This window comes from Candidatus Koribacter versatilis Ellin345 (genome assembly GCF_000014005.1).
GTDB lineage: Bacteria > Acidobacteriota > Terriglobia > Terriglobales > Acidobacteriaceae > Korobacter > Korobacter versatilis_A.
On the sequence record NC_008009.1, the window covers coordinates 2,736,253 to 2,754,642 of the forward strand.

The 18,390-nt window shown below is 58.5% G+C and carries 15 protein-coding genes; 8 read left to right on the plus strand and 7 right to left on the minus strand.

Annotated features, from left to right (window positions below):
- Positions 1–3: 3 nt before the first annotated feature.
- From ACID345_RS25470 to ACID345_RS11940, 7 genes are all read right to left on the minus strand, one after another.
- Entirely contained in the window at positions 4–2,529 is a 2,526-nt protein-coding gene (locus ACID345_RS25470) for a serine/threonine-protein kinase (RefSeq protein ID WP_011523112.1), read from the minus strand.
- Between the two features lie 114 nt (positions 2,530–2,643).
- On the minus strand, positions 2,644–4,074 hold the full coding sequence (locus tag ACID345_RS11915) for a DUF4382 domain-containing protein (RefSeq protein WP_011523113.1): 1,431 nt from the start codon (positions 4,072–4,074) through the stop codon (positions 2,644–2,646).
- Positions 4,075–4,310: 236 nt separating this feature from the next.
- Entirely contained in the window at positions 4,311–4,811 is a 501-nt protein-coding gene (locus ACID345_RS11920; protein WP_011523114.1) for a DinB family protein, read from the minus strand.
- A gap of 61 nt (positions 4,812–4,872) precedes the next feature.
- Positions 4,873–5,532: a DUF4230 domain-containing protein gene (locus ACID345_RS11925; protein WP_187148995.1), complete on the minus strand. Its 660-nt coding sequence runs from the start codon at positions 5,530–5,532 to the stop codon at positions 4,873–4,875.
- Between the two features lie 108 nt (positions 5,533–5,640).
- A complete protein-coding gene (locus ACID345_RS11930) occupies positions 5,641–6,027 on the minus strand; it encodes a Crp/Fnr family transcriptional regulator (RefSeq protein WP_148210096.1) in 387 nt (128 codons plus the stop codon).
- Between the two features lie 290 nt (positions 6,028–6,317).
- A complete protein-coding gene (locus ACID345_RS25475; RefSeq protein WP_011523117.1) occupies positions 6,318–6,824 on the minus strand; it encodes a GNAT family N-acetyltransferase in 507 nt (168 codons plus the stop codon).
- 55 nt (positions 6,825–6,879) lie between these two features.
- Entirely contained in the window at positions 6,880–7,449 is a 570-nt protein-coding gene (locus ACID345_RS11940; RefSeq protein WP_011523118.1) for a type 1 glutamine amidotransferase domain-containing protein, read from the minus strand.
- A gap of 187 nt (positions 7,450–7,636) precedes the next feature.
- Between ACID345_RS11940 and ACID345_RS25480 the strand changes: the two genes are divergently transcribed.
- The 8 genes from ACID345_RS25480 to ACID345_RS11980 all read left to right on the plus strand — a co-directional run bounded on the left by ACID345_RS25480 (position 7,637) and on the right by ACID345_RS11980 (position 18,382).
- Complete coding sequence (locus tag ACID345_RS25480) at positions 7,637–8,104, plus strand: ATP-binding protein (RefSeq protein ID WP_011523119.1); 468 nt, start codon at positions 7,637–7,639, stop codon at positions 8,102–8,104.
- A gap of 213 nt (positions 8,105–8,317) precedes the next feature.
- Entirely contained in the window at positions 8,318–12,283 is a 3,966-nt protein-coding gene (locus ACID345_RS11950; RefSeq protein ID WP_011523120.1) for a choice-of-anchor D domain-containing protein, read from the plus strand.
- 229 nt (positions 12,284–12,512) lie between these two features.
- Positions 12,513–14,018 (plus strand): hopanoid biosynthesis associated radical SAM protein HpnJ, encoded by a 1,506-nt coding sequence (hpnJ, locus tag ACID345_RS11955; protein WP_011523121.1) that lies wholly within the window; start codon positions 12,513–12,515, stop codon positions 14,016–14,018.
- 168 nt (positions 14,019–14,186) lie between these two features.
- Positions 14,187–14,606, plus strand: a complete 420-nt coding sequence (locus ACID345_RS11960; protein ID WP_011523122.1) for an EamA family transporter — start codon at positions 14,187–14,189, stop codon at positions 14,604–14,606.
- Positions 14,603–14,983: an EamA family transporter gene (locus ACID345_RS11965; RefSeq protein WP_011523123.1), complete on the plus strand. Its 381-nt coding sequence runs from the start codon at positions 14,603–14,605 to the stop codon at positions 14,981–14,983. Before ACID345_RS11960 ends, ACID345_RS11965 begins: the two co-directional genes overlap by 4 nt.
- A gap of 100 nt (positions 14,984–15,083) precedes the next feature.
- Positions 15,084–16,619 (plus strand): B12-binding domain-containing radical SAM protein, encoded by a 1,536-nt coding sequence (locus tag ACID345_RS11970; RefSeq protein WP_228370770.1) that lies wholly within the window; start codon positions 15,084–15,086, stop codon positions 16,617–16,619.
- A gap of 2 nt (positions 16,620–16,621) precedes the next feature.
- On the plus strand, positions 16,622–17,380 hold the full coding sequence (locus ACID345_RS11975) for a class I SAM-dependent methyltransferase (protein ID WP_011523125.1): 759 nt from the start codon (positions 16,622–16,624) through the stop codon (positions 17,378–17,380).
- Between the two features lie 75 nt (positions 17,381–17,455).
- Entirely contained in the window at positions 17,456–18,382 is a 927-nt protein-coding gene (locus ACID345_RS11980) for a 3-keto-disaccharide hydrolase (protein WP_011523126.1), read from the plus strand.
- Positions 18,383–18,390 lie beyond the last annotated feature (8 nt).

An 18,390-nucleotide genomic window follows, 5' to 3' on the forward strand; every position in this document is an offset into this window, starting at 1 on the left:
GGATTACTTTTGACCGGCGCGTTTGCGGGCGTCAGCTATCGTCTCGGCGAAGCGCGGGTCGGCGTGCAGCGACTTCAGATCGTTGTCCGCTTCCATCGCCTCGGGAGCAGGCGCGTAGCCCGTCGCAATCGCTTGCGTCAGATGTTCGAACGCTTTGTCTCGGCTTCCTGCGATTGCATCACCGCACGCGTAGTTGTAAAGCGCGGAGCCAAGGTCGGTCGTGCGTCCGCTTTTCTGGATGATCTCCACCGACTCCGCGAAAAACTTGTCTGCCTCGGCAAACCGCTTTTCATGAACGAGCACGGTTGCGAGCGTACCCATCGCATCCGTCGTATGCGGATTGTCATTCCCTACCGTTTTCCGGTACCGGTCGAGTACATCGCGGGCGATGCTTTCCGCTTCTGCAAACTTACCTGCGTCGCTCAGGGCCGTCGCCAGCGTCATTGAGGCAGAGAGGGTATCCGGATTGTCGGCGCCCATAACACGTCGCATCGTATCGACGGTGGAGCGTAGGGTGGCAATCGCTTCGTCAGGTTTCCCCAACCGTTCCAGGTTCGACCCCTGCACTGCCTCTGCAAATAGCGTCTTCGGATGCTCCGGTCCAAGCACCCGCTTCAGCTGCTCAATATTGCCTTGCAATACCTTTGCCGAGTCCTCGTACTTGCCCGCGTACATCAACGTGACGGCAAGGTTTGTCTCTGCGGAAATTGCGGTAGGATTGTCAGCTCCCATCGTCCTGCGGATTGCAGCAATCGCGTCCTTCTCAACCTGAACGCTCTCGTCGTACTTTCCTTCCTCGCCCGTCGTCGCCGACAGCGCGAGCATGGTGTCAATCGTCTCGTGATCGTCAGGCCCAGCCGTCTTCTGTTGGATCGCGAGTGCTCCGCGCTCCAGTTTCTCGGCCTCAGGAAACTTCCCCTCGCGCTGCAGGATCCACGACAACGTGCTCATTGTTTTCGTAGTGCGTGCATCATCCTTCGGCAAAACGCGCCGATCAGCCTCGAGCGTTTGGGTCGCCATCTTTTCCGCTTCGTCTAGCTTTCCAACCTCCGACAGCACCCATGCCAGTTCCGTCCGTGTGTCGAGCACCTGGGTATCGTTCGCACCGAACAGTTTTTCGCGAACCGAAATTGACTTCTGGTACAGCCCCGTCGCTTCGCTATACAGGCCGAGCCCGTAATAAGTGTTGGCCATCGTGTTCATCAGGCGCGCTTGCAACTCCGGATCTTTCGAGAGTCCGGTCTCGATCTCTTTCGAAGCCTTATCGAGAATCTCGCGCGCCGTAATCGTGTTGCCGCGCGAATTGCTCGGATCGGAGACCTTGAACATCTCTGTCATGAAGTCTGCCACCCGCTTCGAAGCCTCGGCTTCACGATTGGCGCGGTCACGCTCCTTGGCGATTCGCTTTGCCTGTACTGCCATCGTCACGGCGAATCCGATCAACAGCAGCAGCACCACCGACGCCGTCGCAACGCCGAACCTATGCCGCCGGACAAACTTCTGCGCGCGATAGAGGGTGCTCGGTGCGCCTGCCTGCACTGGCTCGTTTTTCAGGTAGCGCTGCACATCGGCAGCCAGTTCCGTCGGTGTTCCATAGCGCCGGCCACGGTCCTTCTCCAGCGCCTTCATCACGATCCAGTCAAGCTCGCCGCGCAGATGACGGATCAGCGTCTGCGGCTGCTCCTGACGTTGCTCGGCGACCTTCACAGCGTTCTGCGTGGACGATCTCAACTTTGTGCTCGGCCGCGGCGCTTCTTCATCACGAATCTTGCGGAGCATCTCGTCCGCGGTGGTGTCTTGGGGCTCGAACGGCAGCACTCCCGTGAGCAACTCGTAGAGGATTACGCCGAGCGAATACACGTCCGTGCGCGTATCAATGTTGCGCTCGTTGGCGTCGGCTTGTTCGGGACTCATGTATGCCGGCGTCCCGACGCGCGCACCCACTTCGGTGTACATGGTTGCTTCGGTCAAGCGTTGTCCGGTTGCTTTCGCCAATCCGAAGTCGATGATCTTCGGAACCGGACGCTTGTCGATTTCCTGAACCAGCACGTTTGATGGCTTCAGATCGCGATGGATGATCGCCTTCTGGTGCGCGTGCTGCACCCCTTCGCAAACCTGAATGAATAGTTCGAGACGCTGCTTGAGGGCGAGCTTCTGCCGGTCACAGTAGGCGGTGATGGGCTGACCTGGTACGTACTCCATTACGAAGTACGGGCGGCCTTCGGGCGTGGAGCCGGCGTCAAACACCCGGGCGATGTTCGGGTGGTCCATCAGCGCCAGCGCCTGGCGCTCAGACTCGAAGCGGGCGACCACCGCCTTCGTGTCCATACCGGCTTTGATTAGCTTCAGCGCGACGGTGCGGCGCAGCGGCTCGACCTGCTCCGCCATCCACACTTCGCCCATGCCGCCTTCGCCCAACAGGTCAATCAGGCGATACGGGCCGATCGCTCGCTTCGATGACAGAGCCGCGAAGATGCCAACCGTTTCCGCGGTCGGCTGTGGCTGCTTTGGGTTGGGATCGTCCGCCATCGTTGCCTCGTGCGCTGCATCATAGACCAGATTGCTTCCGGACTACGCTCTCCCGTAGTACAACGGACAGAAAAAGGCCCGCCTCATCGACGGGCCTTAACGCTTGGAATCGATCTACTGGCACCCGGTGAACGCCAATGTCGGGGCGGGGGTCGGCGATCCTGGCGACACGGTCATCGGCGTACCGCCGGTGGTCGTGATCTCACCCGGCGGCGTGCAGTCGGACGTTCCTGCCGATCCCGGAATAAACGCATCGGCGCCGATCGCGTACGTTACTGGCGTCGCGCTGTTCTGGGTGTAAGTCGCGCCGGAGGCAGCGTATGCACCAACATTCGGCCACATCGCCGGCAAGAACACCTGGTAGGCGACGCATGCGGCCGTCGCCGTCGCGCACGCAGACGTCGGATCCGTGGTCATGGACGCGGTTGCCGAGCTCCATTGCTGTGCCAGTGGAATAATCACGTTCACCGTCGAGCCCTCGATAGAGACCGATTGCATCGCGAAGAACGTTATATCCGCCGCTGCCGCTGCGCTCCCCGTGCTCGAAGTAATTTCCCCATCAATTTCCGCGTTGGTGAGTGGAACTCCTACCTGAGCCACCATCGGAACATTTCCTAAAGCATTCCCGGGTTGGACGCCAGTCGTGATCGTGGCAGCGTAGGCCACTCCGGCTCCATTTACTGCCACGGCTACAACGTCGTACGTTCCGGCTGGCACGGGGCAAAAAACGAAGTTGCCGCGGGCATCCGTAACCGTCTGCATGATGACGCGGTCGATCCCGTTCGCGTCCTTCTGCTCCAGCCCAACCACCGCCGCACCACCAACGATGGACGTATGCGAGATGCTATCTACAAGCGAACCCGTAACCGAGGAGGATGTCAGTTGAACTTCTCCGGCATGCAGCACGGGCTTAAGCCGATATTTACCATTGCCTTGATGCACGATCGAGAGACAGGCGTCGAAGTCGATGTTGAGGTCCTTCACTTCTCCGGCCGCAATCGTAAAGTTGCCGCCTGCCAGTTGTCCGGATGGAATCTTGATGCCGGTATTCGATTCGCTGGAGAGCTCAAGAGTGAAAGTGTTTCCGCCAGTGACAACGCAATTCACGTCGGATCCACTGCAATGGTTCGTCGTGAGTTTGCTGGCGTCGGAACTGTCGGAGAGATAGATTCGAATTTGCTGGTAGCTCCCGGCTTGCAGTTCGACGTTTGAACCAAGCATCGCGAGGAAACAATTGTTGCCGGCGATCCCGAGCAGATCCACCTGCTGCGGTGCTGATTTGAGGTTCGGCGTGAGATCCACCCAGCCCGCGTCACTTGGTCCCGCGGACGCGCTCTGGTGAATTTGCACGTCTTTGATCGTCACCCAGACGTTGGAATAAGGGCCGGCTGGGGCCGCACACGTGGGCGGATCACTGACTGAGAGGTTGACTGTCCCCGTCGTCTTGTTGGAGTTCATGCTGCTGCTGCCACCGCATGCGATCAAGATTGCCAGGCACGCCGCTGCGAGCGACAGCATGATGCCCACCAATATTCTTGGTTTCATCGGTTCCTCACGGATTTGGAGTTGGGGACCACTCACTGGCCAGGAGTGGGGTCGGGGTGTTCGCTTTATACAACAGTCCAGGGCTGAGCAGCCGTTACGAAAGGGAGAGGTTCATTGAGAAGTTGACCATTACGAAGGTGGCATGCCACTCAATTGAAGGATAGCGCGGCACAAATAATCTACCCCGACGGACTTGGTGCCCGCTCCGCCGGGGAAATCATTCGCCGAAATTAGAATCAAATGAACGGGTTTTCGTCTGCGGTCGGCCCATACACCATCGGCACCGGAATCTCGAGCAAGCGCAGGTATACCGACAACTGTCCGCGATGGTGGTAGAGATGGTTCAGCATGTTGGTCCGCAGTGCGGCCGTGCGTTTCTTACGGAAGATCTCTTTGTCGCGGAACAGGAACCGCCACTCCGCGGCGGCCTTTTCTGGAGTCAGAGTGCTGAAGGCGCGATCCGCATCGAACACGCTCTTCTCGAAGGCCTGGCGAATCTGGTCGGCGCTGGTAACTTGCGTCGGGGTGCCCGCGCCGGCGGCATACTCATCGTTCTCGATGATCTTTGCTGCCATTCCCGGGATGTTGGCCACATGGAACGCCAATTCGCCGAGTGATCGCGACTTCGGATGCGGCTTCCAGGAAAGGTTTTCGTCGGTCACGCGCTCCAGCACGCGGCGCGTCGCGGGTATCTCGTCGTGAAACTCGTCGTGAATTGAATCGATTAGCTCTTGCATGGTTTCGCTCCCTCGCTAGATTCGGGGTAACAGATTCCCTACCTGCAGCTCGGGATGCGAATTATTGGAGCTCGACTTTTTCGAAGCCTAGTCCCCCCAGCAGGCTGGTGATGGTTTGAGCGGCGTTCTGTTGGGCCGTCTTCAGCACGCCATCCCGCAAGGCTGCGCTGGTGAGTTGGCGCTCGGCTTCTTCGCGTACTTCGCCTTCGAGGTTTGGATCGGGGGTGGAAAACACGCCAGTGTCCCGCGAATAGACCTTGGTCTTGGCGTTATCGAGGCGAGTGGTAAAGATCTCGGCGGGCGGCAAATGGACATGTACAATCTTGCCGCTTACCTTCACATCGTTGGCTGCGAGCTTGGAAAGATCTACGCCGGCGATGACTTCACCATGGACCACCAGCAATAGGCGGTCGCCGGCGAGGAAGTGCGGCAGCAAAAGGTTTTCACGCTCACCGGTGACGATCTTGTCCATGGTGTAGCTGACGCTCTCCAGCCGATTCAGCGCCCGAATCTTCTGGATCACGGTCGGCTGGTCCACGTTGATCTGGATCTTCCCGCCGCGCGCAATCTTCCCCAACTCGGCGAGGCCGATGCCCGCAACCGCCCACAACGCGAAGCCGATGAGCACGGTGGCGATTACCGCGCCGGCGACAACCGCCAGCGCCGATCGCGCTACTTTGGTCGCAGGGCGCTCTGTTTCGACTGGAGTCATGGGTCGCATCTTACTACTCATTGAGCGGGCTGCAACGGAGCAATGACGAACAGTATGTGTGAACAAAAAAATTCCCCACAGCAGACCTGCAGGGAGGAGCAAGGAAATCGGAACTCATTACGCGGCGGATTCCTGCGCGTGTAACTGAAGATCGGAGCTGGCAGCGATGGCTTCGGCCGCTTTCGGATGGTCCCTGAGGAAGTTCAGGCAGTCCGCCCGATTGATGTAGGCGAACAGCGAGCGCACCATCACCGTCGCAGTGTGACGGTGGCAAGGCCCGTGCAAGACCGCGGGCATGCCGATGATCTCGGAAGGGCAGCCAAGTAAGAACTCGTTCTGGGACTTCCGCTGGGTCAGCTTGACTCCGCCGCGCAACACCATATAAAGCCCGCGTGACGCTTCACCCTCTCGATACAACACATCACCGGCGAGGCGCTCCTGGATCTCGCAAATGCTCAACAGAGACTGGCAGGCTCCCGCGTCGATTGATCGAAACAGTTTCATTGGAAATTTGAATGAAAAGCTGAACAAATTATGACCTCCATAAGTACACAGTCAGTTTCCGCCAGATTGTCTTAATGCGATACTCCTGATCGGTAGGACGAAATACGACCATCGTGGGTGAATCGTTTGCGTTGCGTGCGCGGAGGCAAGATAGTGTTTGCTCGCAAGCAAACAAGCGGCGTTAGAACCGCAGAACGGCAGATCCTTCGTCGCTGCGCTCCTCAGGATGACAGGAAAGAGGAACGCGAGGGACAGAGCGCTGTGGGCTGAGGGCTGAGCGCGAAGCGGTGTCAGGGTTTCAGTGCGACCGATAGCAGGAATGCATCCATGCCAGTAGCGTGGTAGTAGCGTGGAATCGTGCGAACGATGTTGTAGCCATGCTTCTTATAGAAGGCCAGGGCGGCGACGTTGTTGACCGCGGTCTCGAGGAACACGGTGTGGCAGCCTTCGCGCGCGAGGCGTTCGTGCGCGGCGTTGAGCAACAGTGTTCCGACGGCGCGCTTGCGGAAATAGGGATCAACGTCGATGGTGAGGATGTGGCCGTAACCGCCACGGCGGCGGTGCGCGATAATGAATCCGCAGATCGGCGTTTCGTGCTCGCTCTCGTTCTGCAGCTCGGCCTCAGCGATCACGGTAAATGCCGTTTTTAGTTTGACGTGGTGATCGAGTTCACCCTTCGAATAAGAGATCCCGTCTTCGAAGCAGACCTGGTCGAGCCGCCAGAGTGCGTCAAGATCGCTCGGCTGATAAGGCCTGAGATAGGCTTGCACATGTTCACTGTCTGCGTTCGCGTGCATGAGTGCAAGTAACAATGGTAAGACACGGCGTGAGTTAGGCTCACGCCGTTCTGCGTTACGCGGCTTTGTCCTTCCGGGTGCGCGCTTCGGCGAAGAGCGCGAGCATCTCGCGGTTGAATGCCGGAATGTCACTCGGTTGACGGCTGCTTACCCAGTTCTTGTCGCGCACTACCTGCTCATCCGTCCACGTCGCGCCGGCGTTGCGAATGTCGTCCTGGATCGTCTTGTAGCTGGTCATCTTGCGGCCTTGCAGCAGACCGGCGGAGACCAGCAGCCACGGCCCGTGGCAGATGACCGCGATCGGCATGTTGGCTTCATTGGCATGACGCACGAGTTCCTGTGCTTTGCGCTCGATGCGCAGTGCGTCGGCGTTCATGGCGCCGCCTGGAAGCAGGATGGCGTCGTAGTCATCGACAGAGACGCTGTCGAGAGTGCGATCTACCTTGACCTTCTGCGTCTTCTTGTCGTGTTGCACCGCCTGGATCTCACCGGCTTTGGGTGAAACGACTTCGGTGCGTGCGCCGGCGGCGTCGAGTGCTTTTCGTGGCTCAATGAGCTCCGCCTCTTCGAATAGGTCAGTGGCGAGAATAGCTACGCGGAGTCCTTGCAGGTTGTTGTCGGCCATATGTCTCCTTTGCTGGCGGAAAGTTGGGATCAATGCCGGAATAGAAGGTACGATGCGCTGCCATCGTGGCGGGTGGTCAAGTTCCACGCGGCGAGAAGGACAAGGCGGTGGGTACCGCGTGAGTAACTTTTCGTAATCTGGCGCATCGTCGGAATCCGGCTACAATCGAATGCAATGGGGTGGTAAGATGTCACTCCCTTTACACACGAGAATGTCGAGCGAACAGAATTCAGGCGCCTTCGCGTTTGGCCGCAGCGAACATGGCGTCACGATAACCCTCAAGGCGGCCGAGTCCGAAGTCTCTCCCGTTGTGGATCAGATCATGCACATGGTGAATGAGACGGGCTGCTGCGCTCCCGGCAAAGAGCTGGATGTGGAGATCGCGCTGCGCGAAGCGCTCGCTAACGCCATCAAGCATGGCGCGAATGGCGACCCGTCAAAGACCGTGGAGTGCCGAGTATCGTGTGGCGACTCAGGTATCTTGATCGTGGTTCGCGACCCTGGCCCGGGATTTGACCCTGCGGCCATCCCCGACCCGCTGAGCAGCGAGAACATCTTCTCCAATCACGGCCGCGGAATTTTCCTGATTAACAAGTTGATGGATGAAGTGAAGTTCGAGAAGAACGGAACCGAAATCCATATGAGGAAGTACTGAGTTCTCGACCCCGGTATAGTCTTTCTAAGAAAAAGCTCCATGTTCCCAGCGTGGAGTTGTCACACGATTGCGACTTCGCCGTAAACATTTGTCGCAATGGCACTTCCGACTACTACTTCGAATGAGTTTTACTTTGACAGAGTAGCTGAAGAGCAACATACTTTCCTTTCGTTTTAACAAACCTGCGTGCCTGAAATCCTCTGGAGGCCCCCTGTGACCTTTCGCTCCCGCCACATTCTTACGTTTGTCCTGACTCTGTTGATGGTGTTCCCTGCTCTCGCGCAGCAGCGTGACCTTGATAAGAAGGAGAAGGAACACGATCGCAAAGCAGCGGCTGCGAAGCCTCCGAAGGGACGCTTTGAACGGGAGCGAGAGATCGAAGAGAAGGACCAGCCGGCGAAGTTCGCGGAATGGTTCCTGCATAGCCGCAAGCCGAAGAACACGACGACTCCGCCGGCGTTTCTGCTCCAGAAGGCCACGGAGCGGAAGATGCAGATGCGAGCAAACCATCTCCAGGCTTTGCAGGCCAAGCGCGCTGCCGGCGGGAAGGTCTCGGGCATTGGCGATGCGAGCTCAATCTGGAGCCCGTTGGGACCGACCCCAATTGTTTGGGGATCGGACGCGACGCAGAGCTGGACCGGTCGCATTACGGCGATAGCGGTCGACCAGTCCGATGCAACCGGAAACACGGTGCTCGTGGGCGGAGCTTATGGGGGCGTCTGGAAATCCACAAACGCAGTCGACCCCACCCCGGCGAACATCCAGTGGTCACCGTTGATGGATGATCAGGCGACGCTGTCAGTCGGATCGATTGCGATCCAGCCCGGCAACAGCAACACGATTATCGTCGGATCGGGGGAGCCGAACAGCGCTCTAGACTCTTATTACGGCCTCGGCCTCTTCGTATCGAACGATGGCGGCGGGCATTGGACGCTGGTGCAGGAAACAGCAGATTCGGCACTTCAGTTCAGCGGTAAAAGCATCAGCGCAGTCGCATTCAATTCGCGTCCCGGCAAAACGAACAACGTGGTCGCGGGTGTGGCGAGCCCGGGCACGGCACTGGGGAACGACGACGCGGTGCGCGGTGTGGCCTGGTCATCCGATTCGGGAGCAACCTGGCATACGGCGACGATTCAGGACGGAACGTCAGTTCTGAGCGGCAGCTCGGTAATGGATGTCGTATACAACCCCAAGGAAGACAAGTTCTTCATCGTTATCCGATACCACGGCGTGTATGTATCAGGCGATCAGGGGCATACGTTTACGCGTCTCGCAACGCAACCGAATAACGCGCTGTTCTCTGCGGCGAACTGCCCTGCCGCTACCAGCAGTGGTACCTGCCCGTTGTACCGCGGAGCGATGGCGGTGCGCTATGTAAAGCCCGGCACCGAGACTTCAGCAACGGACGAGTTGTACATCTGGCTGATCGGATTCGATGCGGGCGGCAACACGGCAGACTTCAACCTGTACCAGACAAAGAACGGCGGCACATCGTGGACGCAAATCGACGAAACCGGAGCTTATGCAACGGTAGGTGGCGATGCCGATCCCAGCGTGCAGTCGTGGTACAACGCGTATCTTGGCGCAGTGCCGAACGGGACGGGCACAGACCTTTACATGGGCTCGGTGAACATCTTTAAGTGTTCGATCACGAGCTCGAATCCAGTCTGCACCGCGAAGCCATTTATCAACCTGACCCACGTCTACGACAGCACGTGCAACGATCCGCTTTATCCCAACGTGCATCCGGACCAACATGGCTTCGACTATCTCGGCTCAACCCCGAAGATGGTGTTCTTCGGCAACGACGGCGGCATGTACCGCTCTCTGGATGGGACGACGCTGACGACGGGCGATTGTTCGAAGCTCAATGTCTTCGACAGCATGAACGCGGACCTCGGATCATTCGCGCAGTTCATCTGGGGCAGCCAACATCCGACCGATCCGTCAGTGATCATGGGCGGCACGCAGGACAACGGCACGATGTACGTGGATTCGACACTAGGCGTGCCGGGCACAGCGGGGTGGAACGAAGTGCACTTTGGCGATGGCGGATACAACGCGATTGATTCCGTGACCTCCGGTGGACCCCGCTACTACGCTTCGTATTACGACGTAAGTATCGATGGCTGCGTGGGGAATTTGGCGACCTGCGCCAACAGCGGATGGGATCCGATCGTTTATTCGCAGAATGTGGACAATGACAGTTCCGCCTTCTACATGCCGTACATCCTGGATCCGCAGGATCCGACGAAATTGATTGTCGGCACGTGCCGCATTTGGCGCGGCGGGAACACTGGCGCGTCGTGGCCCGGACTCAGCACCAAGAACGCGCTTAGCCACAAGTTCAACTCCGCGCTTGATACGACTTGCGGTAATGATTCGACCGACGTGCCGGTGGCCTCCATTGCGGCTGGCGGTCCGAAGACTACGGCGGGATCGAAGGTGATTTACACGGGCCTCGCGGGTGGACCGAGCACGGTCTACATGACAAAGAACGCAGGCGCGCCGGGCACCGCCCCGACAGCTTGGACAGACGTCACGAGCACCATCAACCCGAATGGGTATGCGGTGGCCGGGTTGGCAGTCGATCCGCATGACGCAACTGGCGCAACGGTCCTTGCAGGAATCCAGGGCTTCACGGGTGGTCCAGGCAAAGTTTGGCGGAGCACGAATTTCGGGACCTCGTGGACCGATATTACGAACGATCTGCCAGATGTTCCGGTCAACGATGTAGCGATCGATCCCGACGACGCCAACGTAGTGTACGTAGCGACGGACATCGGGGTATTCGTGACTTCGGGATTTGCGACGTGGACGGAGGTCGGGCCGAACACGGTAGGGGCGACCGGTTTCCTCCCGAACACTACGGTTTTCCACGTGGCCATTTTCAAGAATGGCACCGAAAAACGGTTGCGTGCATGGACGCACGGGCGCGGTGCTTGGGAGACAATCCTGAGCGGTGCAAGTGGCGTGACGGCGAGTCCGACCTCCCTTTCGTTCACCGCAGAGGCGACCGTTACTTCTTCGGTTCAGACCGCCACCTTGACCAACAATGACGCGGTGCTCGTAACACTGGGTACTCCGTCGCTCTCTGGCGCGAATGCTTCGAGCTTTGCGATCGATCCAGCGAGTACGACCTGCGGCGCAACGCTCGATGCGGGATTGACTTGCAATCTCGGCTTTACGTTTACACCTGCGGCCGCCGGATCGTTTTCAGCTTCGGCTTCCTTAACGACAACAGGAACCGGTACGCCGACGGTAAACGTGCCCCTGATCGGCACGGGAACGCCCAGCGGCGTGACCCCGAATCCAACTTCATTGACCTTCGCATCGCAAGAGAACCAGAAGAGTGCAGCACAGTCAGTAACGTTGACCAACAACGATGCGGTCGCGGTCACGCTCGGAACCGCGATACTCGGCGGTACTAACCCGGGGCAATTCGCGCTGGACACTGCCAGCACGACCTGCGGCACCTCCCTCGCGGCCGGAGCAGCGTGCAAAGTAGGATTTACTTTCACGCCGAATGCCACGGCATCGTTCTCGGCTACTGCATCCATCACAACGACCGGTGTTGGGACTCCTACGGTGGTGATCTCGTTCACCGGAACGGGCACGACACCGACGGCAACCAGCTTCACCTACGACTTCGGCACAAACCCAACGAGCGTCACGGTGACCGCAGGAACGTCGGCAACCTATAACTTCAATATCAATACGACCCCAGCGGACGCGAACTTCTCCACTGCGCTGACGTTTGCGTGCTCCGGTTTGCCAAGTAAGACGGCGTGTACGTTCTCGCCGACTTCGCTCACGACAACGGGAGCAGTGGCGCTCACGATCTCGACCACAGCGAGCACCAGTGCAGAGCCCGGCAAGCAACAGGCGAACACTTTCGGTGGAGCGCTGGCGGTGAGCTTGGCACTCCCCGGGATCGCGTTCCTGGTGCCGGGATTTACCAGCAAGTCACGGCGCAAGCGCATGCTGCTGTACCTGGGCATGATGCTGATCGTGATCGCGTTCGTTGGAATGAGTGCCTGCGGCGGCGGAGGTAACGGAAGCGGTGGTGGCGGTGTAACGCATATCCCCGGTACCCCCGCGGGGAGCTATACAGTGCACATCACGGGTACGAGCGGAAGCGTGACGGCGACGCAGGATGTGACATTGGTGGTGCAGTAAGACGAGTGGGGCCTCGTGCCCCCGGTATTCTCCAGAAACGGCTTGGTGTGCGAAAGTGCCACCGAGAGGACAGTGAAATATTCTGCGACGGCGTAAGCCGTTCAGCGTCCAATATTTACCACTGGAGTGACTGCCGGTTCCGTCCGCTGCGGTAGTCACGAATGTGCCCTAAGTTACACGTGGTCTTACGCTTTCGGGTGCCTGCCGCTCTGGTAAAATAGACGAACACATGCCTTTGAAGACACTGTTTCTGAATCCGCCATCGTTTGAGAATTACGACGGAGGCGCCAGTTCGCGCTGGCCAGCCACCCGTGAGATCGAGTCCTACTGGTATCCGGTATGGCTCGCGTATCCCGCTGGGATGCTGGAGGGGTCGCGGTTGCTCGATGCACCGCCGCACCACGTGTCGTTCGACGAGACGATCCAGATCAGCAAGGACTACGACTTCGTAGTGCTGTTCACCAGCACTCCCGGCTTCCCGGGCGACCTGAAGATCGCCAAGGCGATGAAGACCGCGAACCCGAATGTAAAGATTGCGTTCGTCGGGCCGCATGTGACGACCCTGCCGGAGCGTTCCCTGGCGGAGGGTCCGGAGATTGATTTCATCGTCCGCCGCGAGTTCGACTACGCGGTAGTGGAGTATGCCAACGGCAAGCCGCTGAACGAGATTACCGGTGTCAGTTATCGCGGCGCGGATGGCAAGGTCGTGCACAATCCCGACCGGCCGCCGGTTTCGAACCTCGACGAGATGCCGGATGTGATCGACGTTTACAAGCGCGATCTCGACGTGAAGCGCTACAACGTTCCCTTCCTGCTACATCCGTACATCGCGCTGTACACCACGCGTGGATGCCCAGCGCAATGCACGTTCTGCCTGTGGCCGCAGACCCTCAGTGGGCATCCGTGGCGCAAGCGTTCCAGCGATGCGGTAGCGTCGGAGATGAAGCGGGCCATGGAACTCTTCCCTTGGGTGCGCGAGTTCTTCTTCGACGACGATACCTTCAACATCCAGAAGGCACGCACCATCGAGCTTTGCGAAAAGCTGAAGCCGCTGGGGATGACCTGGAGCTGCACCTCGCGCGTGACCACCGACTACGAGACGCTGAAGGCGATGAAGGAAGCCGGATGCCGGCTGCTGATCGTTGGTTACGAATCGGGCGATCCGCAGATTTTGAAAAACATTAAGAAGGGCGCCACCGTCGAGCGCGCGCGGGCCTTTACCAAGGATTGCCACAAACTCGGCCTGAAGGTGCACGGCGATTTCATCCTCGGCCTGCCGGGCGAGACGAAAGAGACGATCCGCCGCACCATGGATTTCGCGAAAGAACTTGACGTCGAGACGATCCAGGTTTCAATCGCGCACGCGTATCCGGGAACGGAGCTTTACGACTACGCGAAGGCCAATGGCTTCATCGTGCAGGAAGGCGCTGCAATGGTGGACGACCAGGGCCACCAGGTCGCGATGATCGAATACCCCGGCCTGCCCCGCGATTACGTGATGGAGATGGTGCACAAGTTCTACGACGAATACTATTTCCGCCCGAAGGCGATCTTCCGCATCGTGCGCAAGGCTGTATTCAATAATGTGGAGCGCAAGCGTCTCTACAAAGAAGCCAAGGACTTCATGAAGCTGCGCAGCGTACGCAATAAGGCCGTGAAGGTCGCGCGTGAACAGCAGGCGAAGTCGAACATCAATCCGAAAAAGAATGAGCCGGCAGAGCCGGTGAATGTGTAGGTTGGTTTTATCCAGTGGCACGGCTTCGGCCGTGCCATTTTTATTGGTGAGCGTGCAGAGCGGCAGGGGGCCTTCGACTCCGCGACCTTCGGTCCCTTCGCTCAGGATGACAGAGCATGATGTGGTCTAATTGATGAAGGGCGCCTGCCCTGAAATAAAGGACGAGTTTTGAGCTTTAAGCGTTATCTGATCCTTCTGGGCGTGATTGTCTTCGGAGCCCTCGGCGATTGTTTCCTGTCGCGCGGCATGAAGGAACTGGGATCCATCTCGCTCGGCAACTGGCACATGGCGTTCCAAATCTTTGGGAACCCGTGGGTGGTGAGCGGCGTGATATGCCTGCTGTGCTACTTCGCCAGCTACCTCACTTCCCTGTCGTGGGCCGACCTGACCTATGTGCTGCCGGCGAGCGCTGTGGGGTACATCCTGATTGCGCTGATTGCCAAGTTCTTCCTGCATGAACAAGTGAGCTTCGTCCGTTGGCTGGGGATCCTGCTGATTGTCGCGGGAGTTTGCTTCGTGGCCAGCGGATCGCACGTGACCCCGCGAGAGTCGGAAACACCCGCAGAGGCAGTTGAGGTGCGGGGATGAAGAACGTCTATACGTGGTCGTTCATCTTCGCAGTGGTATTTGCTTCGACAGCCGGCGACATTTTGCAGTCACATGCAATGAAAAAGATTGGTGATGTCGGCAAACTGCGGCGTGAGCGCGGCATCCCCTACGTCATCCTTCGCGTGGTCACGAGCCCGAGCTTCATGTTGGGACTGATGTTCATGGCGATCGCGTTCTACAGCCTGGTGATAGCACTCTCGTGGGGCGACGTCAGTTTGGTGGTGCCGGCGTCCGCCTCGATGACGTTCATTACGAATGCGTTCGCGGCTAAGGTCTTCCTGAAGGAAGATGTGGACAAGAAGCGCCTGGTGGCGGCAGTACTCGTGGCCGCAGGTGTGGCGCTCCTGGCCTATTAACTTCCCTTAGGATGACGGAATCGTAAGTAAACTCTGACCAGAACTCCGCTATACTTTTCCCACCTTGTCTCTCGAACCCAACCAGACATCCCGGCGTGTCTTGTGCGTCTTTCCTCGTTACGAGAAATCGTTCGGCACGTTTGATAATGCCTATCCGCTGCTTGGCGTGAAGGCGTTTATGCCGCCGCAGGGGATGCTGGTGATCGCGGCCTATTTGCCAAAGCGCTGGCAGGTGCGCTTCGTGGATGAAAACGTGAAGCCCGCGTCAGATGCGGATTATCGCTGGGCCGACGTGGTGATGACCAGCGGCATGCACATCCAGCGCAACCAGATCAACGCCATCAACCGGCGCGCGCATTCATTTGGGAAAGTGACGGTGATCGGTGGGCCGTCTGTTTCAGGATGCCCAGAGCATTATCCGGAGTTTGACTATTTGCACGTTGGAGAATTGGGCGATGCGACGGACACGCTCATTCAGTTGCTGGAGGTTTCCGTCGCGCGACCGCATGAGCAGGTAAGGTTCGAGACGAAGGAACGGTTGCCGCTGGCCGACTTCCCTACTCCTGCATACGACATGGCGGCAATGGACAAGTACTTCCTCGCGAATGTGCAGTTCTCCAGCGGGTGCCCCTATCGGTGCGAGTTCTGCGATATTCCCGAGCTCTATGGGCGGAATCCGCGATTGAAGACGCCGCAGCAGATATTGAAAGAGCTGGACGCGATCGTGGCGGGTGGCGCGATCGGCGCGGTGTACTTCGTGGACGACAACTTCGTCGGGAACCGCAAGGCCGCGCTGGAACTGCTGCCGCATCTCGTAGAGTGGCAGAAGAAGAACAACTACCCCGTGGAGTTCGCTTGCGAAGCGACGTTAAATATCGTGAAGTCCCCGGATTTGCTGGCGCTGATGCGCGAGGCAGACTTCTGGACGATCTTTGTCGGCATTGAGACGCCGGACCCGGCGGCTCTGAAATTGATCTCGAAAGACCACAACAATACCGTGCCGGTGCTTGAGGCGATCCAGACGCTGAACAGCTTTGGGATCGAAGTGGTGAGTGGGATCATCATGGGCCTCGATAGCGACACGGTTGAGACCGGCGAGCGGATTTTGAAATTCGTCGCGGAATCGCAAATCCCGGTGCTGACGATTAACCTGCTCGAGGCGCTGCCGAGGACCCCGTTGTATCGGCGATTGCAGGCTGCCGGAAGATTGAACGACGCGCCCGGACGCGAGTCCAATGTGGAATTCGTACTGCCCTACGACCAGGTAGTCGCGATGTGGCGCAAGACCTTCCAAAACGCGTTTACGCCGGAGGCCATCTACGAGCGGTTTTCGTACCAGCAGAAGAATACGTATCCCCATCGCGTGCAGCCGCCGCCGAGCGGGAAAGCGAACTTGCGCAACATGCTTCGCGGATTTACAACGTTGGCGAAGCTGATGTGGATCGTCGGCGTGAAGAGCGATTACCGCCGAGTGTTCTGGAAGATGGCGCGTCCCGCGCTACGTGAGCTGGATATTGAAGATATTATTCACGTGAGCCTGGTGTCGCATCATTTAATCAGCTTTGCGCGCGAAGCGGCGCGAGGCGCGCAGAATGCGGCGTTCTATTCGCCGGAGTTGAAGGCGCAGACGGCGTAGGCATGGGCCGATTTGCGAGTACCGTCGAGTTCTACGCGCGCTGTCGAGAGCCGTATAGCAGTGCGTTCTTCCAAACAGTAGCGACCGAACTGAAGTGGCTGGGCAGCGAGCATCTGCTGGATGTGGGCTGCGGACCGGGATTGCTAACGCTTGGGTTCGCGCCATATGTGGGCGAAGCGGTTGGGATTGATCCGGAGCCGGGAATGTTGCAAGCGGCGCACGCTGCCGCTATGGACGCGAAGGCCAACGTTACGTTTCTCCACTCGCGACTGGAGGACTTCCCTACTTCGCAACGATTCGACATCATCACCATTGGGCGGGCGCTGCATTGGCTGAAACGCCCGGCGGCACTGCGGAAGATCGATGAACTCTTGACGAACGATGGCTGTGTACTGATCTGCGGCGCGACTACGCTGGAGAGCGCCGAGAGTCCGTGGCTGAAGAGCTTTAACGACACACGGCGGCGGTATGTCACGGAAGACGAATCCATCTATCGCAAGAACGGCGCGGATTGGTTCGCGGAGACGCACTTCGTAGAAGGCGAGTCAATCGCCGTGGTTGACGAGCGAGAGGTCACAGTAGACGAGTTGGTGGGGCGGGCGCTTTCGCGGTCAAACACTTCGCCTGAGATGCTTGGCGACCGGCGGGCGGAGTTCGAGGATGAATTGCGCGCAGCCCTGAAGCCGTTCTCAGAAAGTGCTTCGTTGAAGGAAAAGATTGGCTCGCGGGCCACGGTATTCCTGCGGCACACCGCTCGGTGACGCGGTCAACTTGACAACACTTTTGTGTGAGCATACAAGGTTTGCGGACTGAAGATTCTCTTTCTGAGGGCCTCTATGCGCAAACTGGCAGTACTCCTGCTGTTCGCATCCGCACTTACATCATTTGCAATCGCACAAGACAAGAAGTTTTTAGGTCGCTGGGACCTGACCGTCACCGGTGACAAGGAATATCCGTCGTGGCTCGAGTTGAGCGAGAAAGACGGAAAGCTCACCGCCCAGTTCACCGGTCGCTGGGGAAATGCGCGTCCGTTGCCGAAGGCAGAGATGAAAGACGGTACGCTGACGTTCGTATCTCCCAAAGAAGAAGAGGACGCGACCGCCGACATGGTCTACGAGGGCACGCTCAAGGGCGATATGCTCTCAGGCACGGTAAATGCGCCGAAGGGCGGCCAATGGACGTGGATCGCGAAACGTGCGCCGAAGCTCGACGCGCAGAAGAATCCGAAGTGGGGCAAGCCGATTGATCTCTTCAATGGCAAGGACCTCACCGGCTGGACGATGAGTGATCCAAAAGCCACCAATCCGTGGAAGGTCATTGATGGAGCGCTGACCAGCCCGGAACATGGACCGGAGATCATCAGCAACCAGAAGTTTAAAGACTTCAAGATCCATGTGGAGTTCAACATCCACGGCACCGCGAACAGCGGTGTGTACTTACGCGGACGCTACGAGGCGCAGATAGAAACCGATTCCGCGAATGAAGGCCCAGAACATCACACGGGGTCCATTTATGGATTTTTGGTCGGCGATCCAAAACCACCGCGGCAATCTGATGTGTGGCAGACCTATGACATCACTCTGCTCGGCCGCTGGGTCACCGTCGTATTGAACGGGAAAACGATCATCGACCACAAAGAGATTCCGGGCCTCACGGGCGGCGCGCTGGACAGCAATGAAGCCGATCCCGGACCGATTTATTTGCAGGGCAGCGAAGTGGGACATGTGGCGTATCGAAAGGTGACGGTGACGCCGGCGGAGTAGCTCCTGGA